Raw genomic sequence first — 16,874 nt, 5'->3', positions numbered from 1 at the left:
GAGTATGATGACAACAGATCTTACAACGCAACTTTTGGGTGAGTTTTTAGGCACAATGATTTTAGTGTTACTAGGTAATGGGGTTGTTGCTGGCGTTTCGTTACGCAAGTCAAAAGCTGAAGGTGCCGGTTGGATTGCCATTACATTAGGTTGGGGTATTGCCGTAACCTTAGGTGTTTATGCGACGGCCTTCATGGGACCAGGACATTTGAATCCAGCTGTGACTTTGGCAATGGCAATGGTTGGTAAAATTGCTTGGGCTTCTGTGTTGCCTTATATGGTTGCACAAGTTGCCGGCGGTATTGTCGGTGCCTTTCTTGTGTGGGTTCAATACATGCCACATTGGAAAGAAACACAAGATTCCGCTGCAATTCTTGGATCATTTTCAACGGGTCCAGCAATTAGAAGTTATTTCAATAACTTTATTAGTGAATTAATTGGGACATTCGTCTTAGTTTACAGTTTATTAGCATTTACAAAGGGGAACTTCACAGATGGTTTAACACCAGTTGTTGTCGGTATCTTAATTGTTGGTATTGGTCTTTCACTTGGAGGATCAACAGGATACGCAATTAATCCGGCTCGTGATTTAGGCCCACGTATTGCACATGCTATTTTACCAATTGCGAACAAAGGTGGATCTGATTGGGCTTATAGTTGGGTACCAATCGTTGGACCATTTGCCGGTGCAATGGTAGCTGCATGGTTATTCATGGCTGTGGCATAGATTAATTAAGCACTTATTACTGATTTAATTTAAATAATTAATACCTTTTAAAAGTTGAGATTTTGACAAACTTTTAAAAGGTATTTTTTTGTTGAGAAGAGAAGGTTATTTTCCTTTTAAAAATAAACTGAAAACCGATTGAATATTGATAAATTATGCGTTATAATAATTTTTCAATCGTAAATATACGAATAGATTAAGCATAATAAAGGATGTGTAACAGTGACTGTATCTTACTTAAGACTGGCAACGCCAGAAGACTTACCAGCAATTACAGGAATTATTGAGGAAGCAAAGGCTTACCTTAAGGAACAAGGGATTGACCAATGGCAAGGTGCCTACCCGGCGGCGAACCATTTGGAACAAGATATTAAAGATGAATTAACATATGTTTTAATGGTTGGCGATGAAATTGCAGGAACTGCTGCACTTTGGTTGGGAATTGATCCTATGTATCTTCATATTGAAGGCGGAGAATGGATTAATGGCCCAGAAGCTCGTTATTCGGCCATTCATCGTGTTGCCGTATCTTCAAAATTTAGAGGTCAACGTTTATCAGAAAAAATGATTTCTGGTCTTTTAACAATTGCTAGATCATTAGGTTACAAGGATGTCCGCGTGGATACGCATCCCGAGAATAAAGGGATGCAACATGTTATTACGTCAAATGGGTTTGATTATAAAGGTATCATTCACATGGAAGATGGCGACAATTCAGAACGATATGCTTACCAAATTATTTTAAAATAAGATGTTTTAAAGCTAACAGTATTGGAAGAAATTTCAGTACTGTTTTTATTTTAATTAAAATTTAGTTGTATCTTGAAAAAATGTGCGCTACAATAATCAACAATCTTGTTTCAACCAATATCTAAAAAAGGGAGTGTAACAGTGACCGCATCTTATTTAAGGCTGGCAATGCCAGAAGATTTATCAGAGATTACAAGAATTATTGAAGAAGCAAAAGCGTATCTTAAAGAACAAAAAATTAATCAATGGCAAGGTTTCTACCCAGAAGCTAAACAATTAGAACAAGATGTTAAAGATGAATTGACGTATATTTTAATGGTCGGAGACAAAATTGCAGGAACTGCTGCACTTTGTCCGGGTATTGAGCCCATGTATCTTCATATTGAAGATGGTGAGTGGGTTAATGGCCCTGAAGCACATTATGCTACTATTCATCGTGTTGCTATTTCTACAAAATTTAGAGGCCAAAATTTAGCAACAAAGACGATTTCTTGTCTCTTAACAACCGCTAGATTATCAGGTTATAAGGATATTCGAGTTGATACAAATTCAGAAAATAGAGGGATGCAACATATTATTGAAACGAATGGTTTCGAGTATAAAGGAATTATTCGGACCCCAGATAGTGATGAAGCAGAACGATATGCTTACCAAATTATTTTAAAATAAGATGTTCAAGACGATAAATAAATTTGTCGTCTTTTTCCTTGCAAAAAAATCGACAAATTTAATTTTGATAGGGTATACTAAGACCAATCAATATGAAGGAGGGATTTTTTGATTTCAACAGCAACGACTTTAGCAGGTTCTAATTTTGACAATTGTATGATGAACGCATCGGGTGTTTATTGTATGGATAGTGATGAATTACTTGCCGTCGAAAATTCTAAGGCAGCAACTTTTGTAACAAAGAGTGGCACGCTTCAACCACGCAAGGGTAATCCAGAACCTCGTTATTTTGAGACTGAGTTTGGTAGTATTAACTCGATGGGTTTACCAAATAATGGCGTTGATTATTATTTAGATTTTGTCTCTCAAGATCAGATAAACCATCCTGGTAAAACGTACTTTTTATCAATTACGGGGTTTAATCTGGCAGAAGATCTCGAGTTACTTCAAAAAGTAACTGATTCAGATTTCGCAGGGGTTGTTGAATTAAATTTATCTTGTCCTAACGTTCCAGGAAAACCGCAGACTGGCTATGATTTTGAAACAGTTGACGCTATTTTAAAAGCGGTTTTTGATGTTTATCACAAACCACTGGGTGTTAAGTTACCGCCATATTTTGACATTATTCATTTTGATCAAATGGCAGAAATTTTAAATAAGTATCCTTTATCATATGTGAATAGTATTAACAGTATTGGTAATGGATTGTATATTAATGATGATACAGAAACAGTCGTTATCAAGCCTAAACAAGGTTTCGGTGGCATCGGTGGCGAATACGTGAAACCAACGGCTTTGGCTAATGTGCATGCGTTCTATCAACGGTTAAATAAAGATATTCAAATTATCGGAACTGGTGGTATTCAAACTGGTAAAGATATCTTTGAACACATTCTTTGTGGCGCAAGCATGGTTCAAGTTGGTACAGCCTTAATGGTTGAGGGCCCAGTTATTTTTGAACGACTGACTGCTGAGCTTGAAGCGATTATGGCGGAAAAAGGTTACGATAATATTGAAGATTTTAGAGGAAAATTAAATTATTTGTAAAGTAAAAAGCCTAACTATGATTTAAAAAATAAGTTTCGATAACTGGTTAAAACGGTTATCGGACCTTATTTTTTTATGAGAGTGAAAAATTATTTGTAAATTGGATGTCAATAATTGGTAGGAAATGGTCTTTATTCGGGTTGGAATTATCAGTCGATGAACTGATTACTGCCGCAAAAACATGTTCTTCATAAATATCCATATTTATGATTGTAAACGCTTGCTAGAAGCTAGATACAATGCTATGCTTTAGGTGCGTTAAATCGGGTACAATATAAAGGGGCGGTTAATATGGCAGAATACATTGCAAGTGATTTAGAAAAAGATATCACAATTATTAATACTTTTGATTTGGAAACAGATGCGGAAAAGGTTATCCCAAAGGGTGGATTTGGTTACATTTCTAGCGGGGCTGGAGATTTATATACCTTAGAAGAAAATATTAGATCATTTAATCATAAATTAATTAAACCACGAGTATTACAAGAAATCGATAACCCGGATACAAAAACAAGTATTTTTGGGGATGAAATCACATCGCCTATCATTATGGCACCAGTTGCTGCTCATGGACTAGCTCATGTTAAAGGCGAAATTGACAGCGCAAAAGGTGTCTCAGATTATGGGTCAATTTATACAGCAAGTTCATTTGCGACAAAATCATTCAAAGAAATGTCGGATCAAGCAAACGGACAACCACAATGGTTCCAATTCTATATGAGTAAAGATGACGGTATTAACCGTAATATCATGGATGAAGCAAAGGCTAATGGCGTAAAAGCAATTGTCTTAACTGCTGATGCAACCGTTGGTGGTAACCGTGAAACGGATAAACGTAATGGGTTTACTTTCCCATTAGGAATGCCAATTGTTCAGGCTTACCAGAGTGGTGTTGGTCAAACAATGGATGCCGTTTATAAATCAGCGAAACAACGTCTAAGTCCAAAAGATATTGAATTCTTAGCAGAATATTCAGGATTACCTGTCTTTGTTAAAGGTGTTCAAGATGGTGAGGATGCAAGCGTTGCAATTAATTCTGGTGCCGGCGGTATTTGGGTATCAAACCATGGTGGCCGTCAAATTGATGGTGGGATTGCTGCTTTTGATGCACTACAAGGTGTTGCGGAAACTGTTAATAAACGTGTCCCAGTAGTTTTTGATAGTGGTGTTCGACGCGGTGCCCACGTTTATAAAGCTTTAGCAAGTGGTGCAGACTTGGTTGCAATTGGTCGTCCAGTTGTTTACGGATTAGCACTTGGTGGACATCAAGGTGTTCAAAATGTCTTTAATTATTTCCAACATGAATTAGAATTAACGATGCAATTAACGGGTACACATAATATTGATGAAATTAAACGGACCAAATTAGTTGATAATCCTTACGGAAACTAATATATTGTAAATTGATAAAGTTATTTTTTAGAAAACGTAAAAATGAATTGAGGATAGTATTTTGAATAAAGCGAGAATTGAGGCGTTTACGGATGCTGTAATTGCTATTTTACTGACGATTATGGTACTGGAGTTTGCCGTGCCTGAAACCCCTAAATTAAGTGAACTAATTAAAATTATTCCATATTTTTTCTCATATGCGACTAGTTTTTTGTTCATGGGAGTTGGTTGGTTTAGTCATCATTTTATGTTCAGTTTAACAAAACGTGTAACAAAAAAAATCTATTGGTTGAATAATTTTTGGATTTTCTCAATGTCTTTTATACCTGTTTCAACAGCATGGACCGGACGATTTATGTTTGATAAAGTACCGGAATATGCTTACTTTGCGGTATGTTGTTTTTGGAGCTTTACCTGGATTTTATTGGCACGCGAAATAAAAGCTGTTAATGAAGAGAAACATCCAGAAGTTAGCCACAAAATTGATCGTATGATTACTTATGTTATTTTGACTAGTTGGTATTATCCAGTATTGATTGGGTTCGTACTTGTAAGTATTTACTACTTCCCTCCTACGGCGATGATTGCACAACTAATTATGTTAAGTGTCATGGCCATTAATACAAGAAAAGATGGCGACAAAGTTTTTAATGAAAAATAGAACTGTTAATGGGTTGTTAAAAGACCTTTTAGCAGTTTTTATTTTACGCAAATTATTAAAACACGAACAATTATTTTGTTAATATAAAAAAAGTGCGCCTTTACTATTGATTTTTAATTTAAATCGCGTAATATAATGCGTATAATACAAAAAAGAAAAACGGGGAGATTATATCGCATGGATGACGCAGAGAAAAAGATAGGATTTTTTGAACGATTTTTTCATATTAATGAATTAGGGTCAACCGTTAAGCGTGAATCGATGGCTGGATTAACAACATTTGTATCAATGGCCTATATTTTATTTGTAAATCCGCAGGTATTGGGAGCGGCTGGTATGGATAAAGGGGCAGTCTTTACGGCAACAGCGATATCCGCCGCATTTGGTTGTTTCTTGATGGCGTTCTTAGCAAATTATCCAATCGCAATCGCGCCCGGTTTGGGTGATAATGCGTTCTTTACTTATTCAGTTGTTATTGGAATGGGTATCCCATGGCAAACGGCGATGGCTGGTGTTGTGATTTCATCAATTATTTTTATGGTTATTACCCTGTTTAAAATTCGTGAAATTGTGATAGACGCAATCCCACATGACTTGAAATTAGCGATGGCCGCAGGTATTGGCTTATTCATCGCCTTTGTTGGATTGCAAGAAGGTGGATTGATCGTTGGAGACAAATCAACCTTAGTTGCAATTGGTTCATTGACTGTCCCAACAACTTGGTTAACTGTTTTCGGACTTGTTGTGATTGTTGTTTTGATGGCAAAAAAAGTTCCCGGTTCAATTTTCATTGGAATGATTGCGACGACTGCTCTAGGTCTTGTTATGGGCCTCATTAAATTACCAACACAGATTGTATCTTCTATTCCAAGTATGGCACCAACATTTGGGGTGGGAGTTGAAAATTTACATAAAATAGATTCACTTCAACTTTGGTCAGTTGTTCTAATTTTCTTAATGGTTGCCTTTTTTGATACAGCAGGAACGTTAATTGGATTGGCAACTCAAGCCGGATTTATGAAAGACAACAAGATGCCAAGGGTTGGTCAGGCATTATTAGCGGATTCAGCCTCAATGATGGCCGGATCTGTTTTGGGAACCACACCAACTGCTGCTTATGTTGAATCGTCTGCTGGAATTGCCGTTGGTGGGCGAACTGGATTGACGTCATTAGTTGTTGGTGCAATGTTCGTACTGAGCTTATTCTTCTCGCCCCTTCTAACGGTTGTGACTTCACAAGTTACGGCGCCCGTTTTAATCGTCGTGGGTATCTTAATGGCACAATCATTAAAAGGAATCGATTGGAGTCGTTTTGAAGTAGCTGTACCAGCATTCTTAATGGTTGTGGGGATGCCTTTAACTTATAATATTTCGTACGGTATTGCTTTTGGGTTCATCTTATATCCTGTCACAATGATTGCAGCGGGTCGTAGAAAAGAAGTTGGGCCGGTAATGTATGTACTACTTTTTGTTTTCTTATTCTTGCTTTATGTCTTAAATATTCTTCAATAATAAAAATGATAGGTGGAAAACTAAATGATACAAACGTTAGCACAATTAAAGGATTATATAAAAGCCGGAGCCGCAAAGATTTCAGCAGATTTAGTCGTTGAAAATGGAACGTTAGTTAATGTTATGACAACCGAGTTCTATCAGGCAGATATTGCCATTTATAAAGAAAAAATTGTTGCTGTTGGAAATGTTGAAGCTTATATCGGTGATAAAACAAAGCACATAGATGCAACTGGAAAGTATATAACGCCGGGATTAATTGATGGGCATATTCACGTTGAGTGTAGCAAAATGAGCATGACTAGTTTTGCTAATGCGGTTGTGCCATTTGGAACGACTAGTGTGGTTTCTGGACTAGATGAAACGGTCGCGGTCGCCGGACTGGAAGGTGTACAAGAAGTATTCAAAGAAATAGAAGGCTTGCCGCTTAATCTATTTTGGGGTGCACCTTATAAAACACCATATACGATTCCACAATCAACAATTGCTTTCAACATCGATGCGGATGTTCAAGAAACGATTCAAAAATGGACAGAGTGCTACGGTGTTTGGGAAACGGTCAGAGAAGCAATTGAAACACAAGATGAGGATACATTGAAAACTTTGGTTCACGCGCAAAATAATCACTTACCAATCTTCGGTTGTGCACCAATGGCAACCGGCGTTAAATTGAATGAATATCTGGCGAGCGGTATTCGATTGGATCACGAGAGTTATGGACATGAAGAACTTGTTGAAAAAGCTAGAAATGGGATGAATGTTTTAATCAGGGAGTCATCCGTAACACATTTCTTGGCAGAAAATATTCGCGCCGTTACTGAGGTTAATCCAGCAATAGCACGTCACGTTAGTTTTTGTACAGATGACGTGACAGCAACTGATATATTGGAAAAAGGTCATCTCGATAATCTTGTTAAATTAGCGATTCAAGCTGGCGTTGAACCAATTACAGCGATTCAAATGGCAACAATCAATAGCGCTGAGGCTTATCGAATTGATGATCAAGTGGGTTCTGTATCACCGGGACGATTAGCCGATATATTAATTGTTGATCAGCCTGGTTCATTTAATGTTGAATTAGTAATTAGTCGCGGTCAGGTTGTTGCTGAGAATAAAGAAATATTGAAACCACTAGTTGCGCCAGTTAGAAGTGACTTATTCAAAGGGAAGTTAAAGCATGAACTTACATCTGCGAATGATTTTGAGTATAAGGTGACTGAAAAGGCAGGAATGGCGACTGTTCAAACGATTAATAGTCAGGGAGCTTTCGTTCGAAAAAGAAAAGATGTGGATTTGATTATCAATGATGGCGTTGTACAACCTAGTCCGGAAAAAGATGTCGCCTTAGTTTCCGTGTTAGAGCGATTTGGTAAAAATGGTAATCAATCACTCGGATTCACATCTGGATGGGGACTTAAAAAAGGTGCGATGGCGTCGTCTTCTGCGCCTGACGATAATAATATTGTTGTCATGGGTGTAAGCGCGAATGATATGTCAATTGCTACGAACAAGTTAATTGAAGCGGGCGGCGGACAAATTGTCGTGATTGATGGCGAAGTCATTTCATTTTTGGCTTTACCAGTTGGCGGGATTATGAGTGACTTGTCACCAAGAAAAATTGAAGCGGGTGAAATTGCTTTGAGAAAAGGAACTGATTTAATGGGCAGTGAATTACCCGATCCAATGTTTTATATGTCCTTTTTACCAATTACGGCTATTCCGGATTTAGCCATTACTGATTTAGGAATGGTAGATTGTGTTGCACTGAAAATTGTTGACCCAATTATTCAGATTATGCCTCTTAAAGGATAGGAGATACGATGAAAAAGGAACGCCTAAAGAAGTTAATTGATGTCGCCGCAGGAAGACTTCCCGCTGATTTAGTCCTAACGAATGGTAAGATTATTGATGTTTATAACGCGCGTTTAATGGACGGAGATGTAGCCATTGTTGATGGCGTTATTGCGGGTATTGGTGGCCACTACAATGGTAAAACAGTTGTTGATATTCATGGACAATTTATTTCTCCAGGATTTATTGATCCACATATTCATGTGGAATCGGCCTATGTTTCTCCTGAAGAGTTTGGGCGATTGATGACGCCTCACGGGACAACGACGGTAATGGCGGATCCACATGAAATTGTTAACGTTGCTGGATTAACGGGATTAGATTATATGATTAATGCAGCTAAAGAAACCGCGTTAGACATTCAATATATGTTGCCTTCATGCGTTCCGGCAACAAAAATGGAAAATTCTGGAGCCGTTATCTCGGCCGGAGATATGATTGAGCCGCTGACAAGTGGAGAAACAAAAGGATTAGCTGAATTTATGGACTTTCCTGGTGTAATCAATGCGGAAAGTGACATTCTCGATAAATTACTCGTTGCGACAAATTTAAATAAACGCATTGATGGTCACAGCCCACAAGTTTATGGAAAAGATTTAAATGCATATATTGCTGCGGGCATTCAAAATGACCATGAATGTTCAACACTTGAAGAATTGCAAGATCGTTTAAGCCGAGGGATGTATGTATTTTTACGTGAAGGTTCAGTGACGCATAATTTAAGAACCTTATTAAAAGGTGTAACGCCTAATAATTCTAGAAGAACGGTTTTGTGTGGGGATGATGTTCAGGCGAAGACAATTATTGAAAAAGGTCATCTGGATAATAGTCTGAAGATTTGTGTTGAAGAAGGCGTAGATCCATTGGTTGCAATCCAAATGGCAACCCTTAATACGGCGGAGTGCTGTGAACTTAAAGACAGAGGTGCAGTTGCACCCGGACTTAGGGCCGATTTAGCTATTATTAGTGATTTAACTGAGATGACAGTTTCGAGCGTCTACATTGCTGGTGAAAAAGTTGCCGAAGCGGGCTCTTATTTATTGGAAACCAAAAGTTACCCTATCGACAGTGTTCAGTCATCAGTCCATTTGGCTAATTTCAGCCAAGATAAATTAGTTCTACCATTAACAAGCAATCGAGTACATGCAATTGAAGTTATTCCTAATGAAGCAATAACATTAGATAGAGAAATCGATGTTAATCGTGATGCCGCGGGTAACTTTGTTTACGATTCAAGCATTCCCGTTGCCAAGATTTCGGTAATTGAACGTCACCATGAAACCGGGAATGTTTTTACTGGTGTGCTGAAAGATTATGGAATCAAAGAAGGCGCAATCGCAATTTCGATTGCACATGATTCACATAATTTAATTACGGCTGGAACTAACGATCAAGATATGGCTTTGGCTGTTACTGCATTAAAAGATATTCAAGGTGGGATGATCTTAACGAAAAATAATCAGGTCTTAATGTCAATTCCATTACCAATTGGCGGGTTAATGAGTGATCAATCCGGGAAATGGGTAACGACGCAACTTGAAAAATTCAACGAAGTGGCCTATAAAGAACTGGGAATTAATCATAATGTTGATCCCGTAATGACTTTAAGCTTTATGTCATTGGCCGTAATTCCGGAACTTAAAATTACCGATATGGGATTAGTTAATGTCAGTCGATTTGAATTTGAAGACGTGAGTGTATAAGACTGTTAAATCAGTCATAACCGTTCATATCCGGTCAAAAATAAGTATTAATTATTTTTATTTAAAAAATGAAAGTTTTATCTGATGATTAAATGTGCTAAACTATATCTGTATTAAAAAATGCAATACAAATGTATTGTAATTTATCTAGGAGGACTTTAAATGTCATTAGTAAATGGTAAAAGTATGTTAGACGCTGCACGTGCCGGTAGTTATGCTATTGGTGCTTTTAACACAAACAACTTGGAATGGACTCGCGGTATTCTTGCTGCTGCCCAAGAAAAAGGTGTTCCTGTTTTAATCCAAACTTCAATGGGTGCTGCAAAATATATGGGTGGATACGAATTATGTTTACACCTTGTTCAAGATACTGTTAAATCAATGGGTATTACTGTTCCCGTTGTTATGCATTTAGATCATGGTAACTATGAAGCAGCTAAAGAATGTATCGAAGTTGGATACAACTCAGTTATGTTTGATGGCCATGACTTACCATTTGCAGAAAACTTAGAAAAAACAAAAGAAATCGTTGCTTTAGCTCATGCTAAAGGTATCTCAGTTGAAGCCGAAGTTGGTTCAATTGGTGGAGAAGAAGATGGTATCGTCGGAGCTGGTGAATTAGCTGATGTTGAAGAAGCTAAAACACTTGCTGCTACTGGTATTGATTACTTGGCTTGTGGAATTGGTAACATTCATGGCCAATACCCAGCTAACTGGACTGGTTTGAACCTTGACCGTTTATCAGAATTAGCTGCTGTAATCAAAACACCACTTGTATTGCATGGTGGTTCAGGTATTCCTAAAGACCAAATCCAAAAAGCTGTTAAAATGGGTATCTCAAAAGTTAACGTTAACACTGAATGTCAATTAGTATTTGCTGCTGCAACTCGCAAATATATTGAAGAAGGAAAAGACCAAGAAGGTAAAGGTTTTGACCCTCGTAAATTATTCGCACCAGGTACAAAAGCAATTACTGAACTTGTTGAAGATCGTATTGAATGGTTCGGTACAGAAGCAGCTAAATAATTTATTTAGTTCTGCTAAAAAAGAGTTTTCAAAATCATTTTGATTTTGAGAGCTCTTTTTTTGTGCAAAATTGAATATCGGTTAGTAAGAGATAAATAAAAAGACGATTTAAGTGGCCATTTGTAATCGTTTACAATATAATAAAGGGGGTACATAATACGGGTAAAGAAAGGGATATTATGAAAAAAATAATTAACGATCCTAAAAATGTTGTAAGCGAAATGGTCAGCGGATTGGTTAGAGCCTATCCACAATATTTACAAAAAATTGAAGGCACGGAAGCAATGATTAGAAGTAATGAAGCTTCTATGATTGATAAAGTGGGGATAATTAGTGGTGGCGGAAGTGGACATGAACCTGCTCATGCTGGTTTTGTTGGTCCCGGTATGTTGTCAGGTGCCGTTGCCGGACAGGTATTTACTTCACCTACGCCGGATCAGATTTATGAAGCAATCAAAGCAGCTAATCATGGAAAAGGTGTCTTTTGTGTTGTGAAAAACTATTCTGGAGATATTATGAACTTTGATATGGCTAAGGAATTAGCTGAAATCGATGATATTGAAGTGAAGATGGTTGTTGTTGACGATGACATTGCAGTGGAAGACAGTCTATATACGCAAGGTAAACGTGGTGTTGCGGGAACAATTTTTATGCATAAAATAGTTGGTGCCGCAGCAGATAAAGGCGCAACATTAGCTGAAATCGATGTGCTTGCTCAAAAAGTAATGCCAAATATTAAGACAATTGCGGTTGCGTTAAGTGGTGCAACTGTTCCGGAAGTTGGCAAACCAGGTTTTGAACTTGCCGATGATGAAATAGAGTACGGTGTGGGAATTCATGGTGAACCCGGATATCGTCGTGAAAAATTAAAACCATCTAAAGAGTTGGTACAAGAACTATTGAGTAAATTGAAAGATGCATTTGATATGAAACCTAATGACAAGTATGCAGTTTTGGTAAATGGTATGGGAGCAACACCATTGATGGAACAGTACGTTTTTATGAACGACACGCTTGATCAATTAGCTGATGAAAACGTCGAGGTAGCCTTTACTAAAGTGGGTAACTATATGACGTCATTAGAGATGGCCGGAATTTCTTTAACCTTATTTAAAATTGAAGATGATGAATGGTTATCATATTTAAATTATGCAGTAGACACAATCGCTTGGTAAGAAAGAGGTCATAAAATGTTAACAATTGAAAATACGACGAAATGGTTTCAACTTTTCTCTGATAAAATTATTGAAAATAAAGATTACTTGAGTGAATTAGATACGCCAATTGGCGATGGTGACCACGGGAATAATATGGCACGGGGCGCCAAAGCAATTCAAGAATTATTGAAAAATCAACAGTTTGATACGTTATCAGATTTATTTAAAAATGTGGCCATGGCATTTATTAAATCAGTTGGTGGTGCTTCTGGTCCACTTTATGGAACGGCTTTTATTGAGATGTCTAAAGCAAGTAAAGAAACAAGTAATCCCACTGAATTAGTTGCAACTGGTTTGGATGGCATCAAACGGCGTGGCGCTTCAGATGTTGGTGCTAAAACAATGATTGACGTTTGGACACCTGTTCTTGAAGAGTTGAAGGCAGGTCAATTAACTATTGAAAAAATTAACGCAGATGTTGAAGCAACTAAGGCTCTTGTTGCAACAAAAGGTCGTGCTTCATATCTTGGAGAACGGTCTATTGGGCATATTGATCCAGGATCAATGTCGAGTGGCTATCTATTTGAGACATTATTGGAAACGGGGGCACTCGAATGACATACGGTATTGTAATTGTGTCGCATGTTCCTGAAATTGCTGCCGGCGTTAAGCGATTGTTAGACCAAGTGGCGGCTGATGTGTCAATTACGGTTGCTGGTGGAACAGATGATAACGAAGTTGGGACATCGTTTAATAAAATCCAAGCCGCCTTTGACAATAATGAAGCCGATGAACTGCTGGCTTTTTATGATTTGGGCAGTGCAAAAATGAATTTAAATATGGTCATAGAATTTTCAGATAAAACAGTCCATTTATATGACACAGCGCTAGTTGAAAGTGCTTATACTGCGGCGTCTTTGATAGCAGCAGATGTTAAGTTAGCAGATATTGAAAAGCAATTAGACGAATTGAAAATTAAATAAGTACCAAAAAAATAACGCCAATCAATTAAGATTGACGTTATTTTAGTTGGTTTATAGCGTTAAAGCAATGGCAATGAATGCTAACAATGCGGGTAGTCCTTGAACTAAAATGATTTTTTTAGCAGCGGTTAAACTACCGAAAACAGCGGCAATAAAAACAAAACCGGTAAAAAGCAATAACATTGATTTGAGTGCGGCACCAGACAATATTAATAACACAATCATTAAACCAATACTAATAAAACCGTTATACAGTCCCTGATTAGCCATTAATGATTTGGCTTCTTTTTGGTTTAAAAACTCTGGTTTTAGTTCAAAAGCATTTTGAGCGGTTGAAGTAGTTGAGAAAAACATCTCAAGAATCATAATAAATAGGTGTTCAAGTGCAACAATCCAAGATAATATAAATGCAATTAACATAAAAATCTCCCCTTAATAGTTGTGAACATAGTATAACGTAATGGTATTGATACTACAATTAATCAATATAATCGCTTACAATGAGAATGTTTTAATATTCAAAAAAAAGACTTATGACGGCGACTAAATATGTGTAACATAATCTCTATTAATACTATTAAGGAGAATTAATTATGCCAACAAATGCAAAAGAGGGAATTATTTTTACAACGTTAATGTGCTCAATGATGGTTTTTGTAATGAGCGCGTACAATTTATTATTAGTCGGGAAACTAGGGGTTACAACATTGTTACTTGGATTTATTCCAGGGTTTATTGTTGCTTTCATTTTAGATGTATTAGTTGTCGGTAAAATTGCGATGGCGATTGCTGATAAATTACCCCTAAATCATGACAAAATGTGGCAAATGATTCTTGCAATCTCAGGAATGATGATTTGCGGGATGGTTGCCTTTATGTCACTTTATGGATTACTCATTGAAGGTGGTATGCCGACCCATTTCTGGCCCGCATATTTATCTACTATTGGACATAATATTATTGTTGCGGTGCCTTTACAATTAATCATTGTAGGCCCAATTTCAAGAAAAATATTGAGTATGATTCATGCAAGTGATGAAGCGAAAAAAACGGTTTAACTAGAAATACAGACTATTATCCGAAGGATTTACCTGAAAAAAGGTAAATCCTTTTTTATTAAAGGGTTGTATTGGAATGAAATTGTAAGAAAGCGTTATAATGTAGTTGTTCATTGAAAAGAACTTTGACTGTAACTTCAAAATACAAAGGAGATTATAATTATGAAAGATTTTCAATTTAAGAATACAACTGACATCCGCTTTGGTTCTAACCGTATTGAAACAGAATTACATGATGCAGTTGCACAGTTTGGCCCAAATGTACTATTAACATATGGTGGTGGGTCAATTAAGCGTTCAGGTTTATATGATTCTGTAAAGAAAATTTTGAGTGATTTAAATATCATTGAATTGGCTGGAATCGAACCAAACCCTAAGATTAATTCAGTTCGCGAAGGACAAAAATTAGCTAAAGAAAATAAAATTGATGTTGTTTTAGCCGTTGGTGGTGGATCTGTTGTCGATGCTTCTAAAGTAATTGCTTCATCAGCATTTTACGAAGGCGATCCTTGGGATTTAGTACTCGATTCAACAAAACGATTTAAACTTGATCAATTACCACTTGTTGATATCTTAACATTATCAGCTACTGGGACAGAAATGAATGCCGGATCAGTTATTTCAAATCCAGAAACAAATGATAAGTTGGGGACTTATGGTCCTAATACGCCTGCTGTATCATTCTTAGATCCAGCTTTAACAATGAGCGTTTCTAAATGGCAAACTGCGGCGGGGTCAATTGATATATTCTCTCATTTAACAGAACAATATTTTGATAAAGAAAAAAATAATGATGTATCAGATGGTATGATTGAAGGTATTATGCGTACCGTTATTAAATGGGCACCAATTGCCGTTGCAGAACCTGATAATTATGACGCGCGTGCTAACTTAATGTGGTCGTCAACGATGGCATTAAATGGTATCGTACGATTAGGTTATCAAGATGGTTGGACGTCACACCCAATTGAACATGAATTGTCAGCTTATTATGATATTACACATGGTGTTGGATTAGGTATCATAACACCCCGATGGATGAAATTTGTTTTATCTGCTGAAACAGTTGCTAAATTTGCAAAATTTGGCAGAAATGTTTGGCATATTCAAAACGATAACGACCAAGTAGTTGCTGATATTGCTATTCAAGCAGTTTATGATTGGGTTAAATCATTAGGCGTACCAACAACATTACCAGGTGTTGATATTAATGACGATACTAACTTTAAGGTGATGGCTGAATCAGCTGTTAAGGTTGGCCAATTAGATAGCGCCGTTTACGTTGATATGTCGGTTAACGATGTTGTTGACTTATATAAGGCAACAATGACAACAGACGGATTCGAATAAAAGATTCATATTACACTTTAGCATCCAAAATTTTGGATGCTTTTTTGTTTACTAAGGTTTAAATTTGTTTTCCGGAATAAACTTCAGTATGCTAAATAGTAAGGGTATACAAATCGATAATGAGAAGAGGTATTTATGATAAATAAGATAAAACCGCATTTAATACAATTTTTATTCATGCTGATAGGGCTAGAAATCATTGCAATAAGCATTAATTTCTTCTTTGCACCACAAAAAGTTGCAGTTGGTGGCGCAACGGGTATTGCTATTCTTTTAGAAACAGCTTTTAACTGGAATGTTTCTGTCGTTTTATTGAGTATTAATGTTGCGTTACTGATTTTAGCTTATTTTATGTTGGATCGTTCAACTACTAAAAAAATAATGATGGGAAGTTTCATTTTACCGTTATTTTTAGCTATTACGCCTCAAATAAATGTTGTTGAAGATAGATTGTTAGCCGTTATTGTTGGTGGTGCAGTTTTTGCGGTAGGGATTTCAATTCTTTATCGAATTGATGCATCTAGCGGTGGGACAACTGTTCCCCCCATGATATTAAAAAAATATTTTAACATTAAACCAGCATCTAGTTTATTAGTTATTGATGCAATTGTGTGTATTTTCAATATATTTGTTTCGGGTATAGAAGCTTTTATTTTAGCTATTTTTTCTTTAGTTATTACTTACTTTATTATGAACTATATTGAAACGGGACTAGACCGAAAAAAAGTCTTATATGTGATGAGTACCGAAGCAGGATTGAATAAATTGAAAGAAGACATTAATGCCAACGTAGATAGAGGATTCACAATCTTTGATGCTAAAGGTGGATACTCGGGCGAAGATAAGGAAATGTTGATGATTATTGTTGAAAATCAAAACTATCAACAAATGCTGAATAAAGTGCATGAGATTGACCCGAATGCATTTATTATCGTATATAATATTGCAGAAGTTCATGGTGCTAACTTATCCGGAATTGAATAGGAGT

The 16,874-nt window shown here is 36.7% G+C and carries 17 protein-coding genes; 16 read left to right on the top strand and 1 reads right to left on the bottom strand.

The features are described from left to right. Nucleotides 1–7 precede the first annotated feature (7 nt). The 13 genes from FC66_RS03765 to dhaM all read left to right on the top strand — a co-directional run bounded on the left by FC66_RS03765 (nt 8) and on the right by dhaM (nt 13,478). A complete protein-coding gene (locus FC66_RS03765) occupies nt 8–727 on the top strand; it encodes an MIP/aquaporin family protein (protein ID WP_057974049.1) in 720 nt (239 codons plus the stop codon). 222 nt (nt 728–949) lie between these two features. Next, nucleotides 950–1,477 (top strand): GNAT family N-acetyltransferase, encoded by a 528-nt coding sequence (locus FC66_RS03760; RefSeq protein WP_057974048.1) that lies wholly within the window; start codon nt 950–952, stop codon nt 1,475–1,477. Nucleotides 1,478–1,618: 141 nt separating this feature from the next. Then, a complete protein-coding gene (locus FC66_RS03755) occupies nt 1,619–2,146 on the top strand; it encodes a GNAT family N-acetyltransferase (protein WP_057974047.1) in 528 nt (175 codons plus the stop codon). Between the two features lie 108 nt (nt 2,147–2,254). Next, on the top strand, nt 2,255–3,193 hold the full coding sequence (locus FC66_RS03750) for a dihydroorotate oxidase (protein ID WP_057974046.1): 939 nt from the start codon (nt 2,255–2,257) through the stop codon (nt 3,191–3,193). Nucleotides 3,194–3,484: 291 nt separating this feature from the next. Then, complete coding sequence (locus tag FC66_RS03745; RefSeq protein WP_057974045.1) at nt 3,485–4,585, top strand: alpha-hydroxy-acid oxidizing protein; 1,101 nt, start codon at nt 3,485–3,487, stop codon at nt 4,583–4,585. 61 nt (nt 4,586–4,646) lie between these two features. After that, nucleotides 4,647–5,246 (top strand): TMEM175 family protein, encoded by a 600-nt coding sequence (locus FC66_RS03740; RefSeq protein WP_057974044.1) that lies wholly within the window; start codon nt 4,647–4,649, stop codon nt 5,244–5,246. Between the two features lie 177 nt (nt 5,247–5,423). Next, nucleotides 5,424–6,758, top strand: coding sequence for an NCS2 family permease (locus FC66_RS03735; protein WP_057974043.1), 1,335 nt, complete (start codon nt 5,424–5,426; stop codon nt 6,756–6,758). Between the two features lie 24 nt (nt 6,759–6,782). Beyond that, nucleotides 6,783–8,570, top strand: coding sequence for an adenine deaminase C-terminal domain-containing protein (locus tag FC66_RS03730; protein ID WP_057974042.1), 1,788 nt, complete (start codon nt 6,783–6,785; stop codon nt 8,568–8,570). Nucleotides 8,571–8,578: 8 nt separating this feature from the next. Continuing rightward, nucleotides 8,579–10,312, top strand: coding sequence for an adenine deaminase (ade, locus tag FC66_RS03725; RefSeq protein WP_057974041.1), 1,734 nt, complete (start codon nt 8,579–8,581; stop codon nt 10,310–10,312). 162 nt (nt 10,313–10,474) lie between these two features. Continuing rightward, complete coding sequence (locus FC66_RS03720) at nt 10,475–11,338, top strand: class II fructose-bisphosphate aldolase (protein WP_057974040.1); 864 nt, start codon at nt 10,475–10,477, stop codon at nt 11,336–11,338. Nucleotides 11,339–11,517: 179 nt separating this feature from the next. Further along, on the top strand, nt 11,518–12,513 hold the full coding sequence (dhaK, locus tag FC66_RS03715; protein WP_057974039.1) for a dihydroxyacetone kinase subunit DhaK: 996 nt from the start codon (nt 11,518–11,520) through the stop codon (nt 12,511–12,513). A gap of 15 nt (nt 12,514–12,528) precedes the next feature. Then, nucleotides 12,529–13,113, top strand: coding sequence for a dihydroxyacetone kinase subunit DhaL (gene dhaL / locus FC66_RS03710; RefSeq protein WP_057974038.1), 585 nt, complete (start codon nt 12,529–12,531; stop codon nt 13,111–13,113). After that, nucleotides 13,110–13,478: a dihydroxyacetone kinase phosphoryl donor subunit DhaM gene (dhaM, locus tag FC66_RS03705; protein ID WP_057974037.1), complete on the top strand. Its 369-nt coding sequence runs from the start codon at nt 13,110–13,112 to the stop codon at nt 13,476–13,478. Before dhaL ends, dhaM begins: the two co-directional genes overlap by 4 nt. A gap of 51 nt (nt 13,479–13,529) precedes the next feature. Here dhaM and FC66_RS03700 read toward each other — a convergent pair whose 3' ends face one another. Next, nucleotides 13,530–13,898: a DUF1304 domain-containing protein gene (locus FC66_RS03700; RefSeq protein WP_057974036.1), complete on the bottom strand. Its 369-nt coding sequence runs from the start codon at nt 13,896–13,898 to the stop codon at nt 13,530–13,532. Nucleotides 13,899–14,071: 173 nt separating this feature from the next. Here FC66_RS03700 and FC66_RS03695 point away from each other — a divergent pair, with 173 nt between their 5' ends. The 3 genes from FC66_RS03695 (at nt 14,072) to FC66_RS03685 (ending at nt 16,870) form a co-directional block, all read left to right on the top strand. Next, nucleotides 14,072–14,536: a DUF2798 domain-containing protein gene (locus tag FC66_RS03695; protein ID WP_057974035.1), complete on the top strand. Its 465-nt coding sequence runs from the start codon at nt 14,072–14,074 to the stop codon at nt 14,534–14,536. 162 nt (nt 14,537–14,698) lie between these two features. Next, nucleotides 14,699–15,886 (top strand): iron-containing alcohol dehydrogenase, encoded by a 1,188-nt coding sequence (locus FC66_RS03690; protein ID WP_057974034.1) that lies wholly within the window; start codon nt 14,699–14,701, stop codon nt 15,884–15,886. Nucleotides 15,887–16,021: 135 nt separating this feature from the next. Continuing rightward, a complete protein-coding gene (locus FC66_RS03685; RefSeq protein ID WP_057974033.1) occupies nt 16,022–16,870 on the top strand; it encodes a YitT family protein in 849 nt (282 codons plus the stop codon). Nucleotides 16,871–16,874 lie beyond the last annotated feature (4 nt).

This window comes from Dellaglioa algida DSM 15638 (assembly GCF_001434695.1).
Taxonomy (GTDB): Bacteria; Bacillota; Bacilli; order Lactobacillales; family Lactobacillaceae; genus Dellaglioa; species Dellaglioa algida.
Note: the sequence above shows the minus strand (reverse complement) of the source record. Positions and strands in the feature narration are given on the sequence as shown.

Excerpts from the sequence above, each read along its gene's own strand:
- FC66_RS03745 (WP_057974045.1), top strand. The coding sequence starts at position 3,485 with ATGGCAGAATACATTGCAAGTGATTTAGAAAAAGATATCACAATTATT.
- FC66_RS03695 (WP_057974035.1), top strand. The coding sequence starts at position 14,072 with ATGCCAACAAATGCAAAAGAGGGAATTATTTTTACAACGTTAATGTGC.
- FC66_RS03700 (WP_057974036.1), bottom strand. The coding sequence starts at position 13,898 with ATGTTAATTGCATTTATATTATCTTGGATTGTTGCACTTGAACACCTA.
- dhaM (WP_057974037.1), top strand. The coding sequence starts at position 13,110 with ATGACATACGGTATTGTAATTGTGTCGCATGTTCCTGAAATTGCTGCC.
- FC66_RS03720 (WP_057974040.1), top strand. The coding sequence starts at position 10,475 with ATGTCATTAGTAAATGGTAAAAGTATGTTAGACGCTGCACGTGCCGGT.
- ade (WP_057974041.1), top strand. The coding sequence starts at position 8,579 with ATGAAAAAGGAACGCCTAAAGAAGTTAATTGATGTCGCCGCAGGAAGA.
- dhaL (WP_057974038.1), top strand. The coding sequence starts at position 12,529 with ATGTTAACAATTGAAAATACGACGAAATGGTTTCAACTTTTCTCTGAT.
- dhaK (WP_057974039.1), top strand. The coding sequence starts at position 11,518 with ATGAAAAAAATAATTAACGATCCTAAAAATGTTGTAAGCGAAATGGTC.
- FC66_RS03690 (WP_057974034.1), top strand. The coding sequence starts at position 14,699 with ATGAAAGATTTTCAATTTAAGAATACAACTGACATCCGCTTTGGTTCT.
- FC66_RS03735 (WP_057974043.1), top strand. The coding sequence starts at position 5,424 with ATGGATGACGCAGAGAAAAAGATAGGATTTTTTGAACGATTTTTTCAT.
- FC66_RS03685 (WP_057974033.1), top strand. The coding sequence starts at position 16,022 with ATGATAAATAAGATAAAACCGCATTTAATACAATTTTTATTCATGCTG.
- FC66_RS03765 (WP_057974049.1), top strand. The coding sequence starts at position 8 with ATGACAACAGATCTTACAACGCAACTTTTGGGTGAGTTTTTAGGCACA.
- FC66_RS03730 (WP_057974042.1), top strand. The coding sequence starts at position 6,783 with ATGATACAAACGTTAGCACAATTAAAGGATTATATAAAAGCCGGAGCC.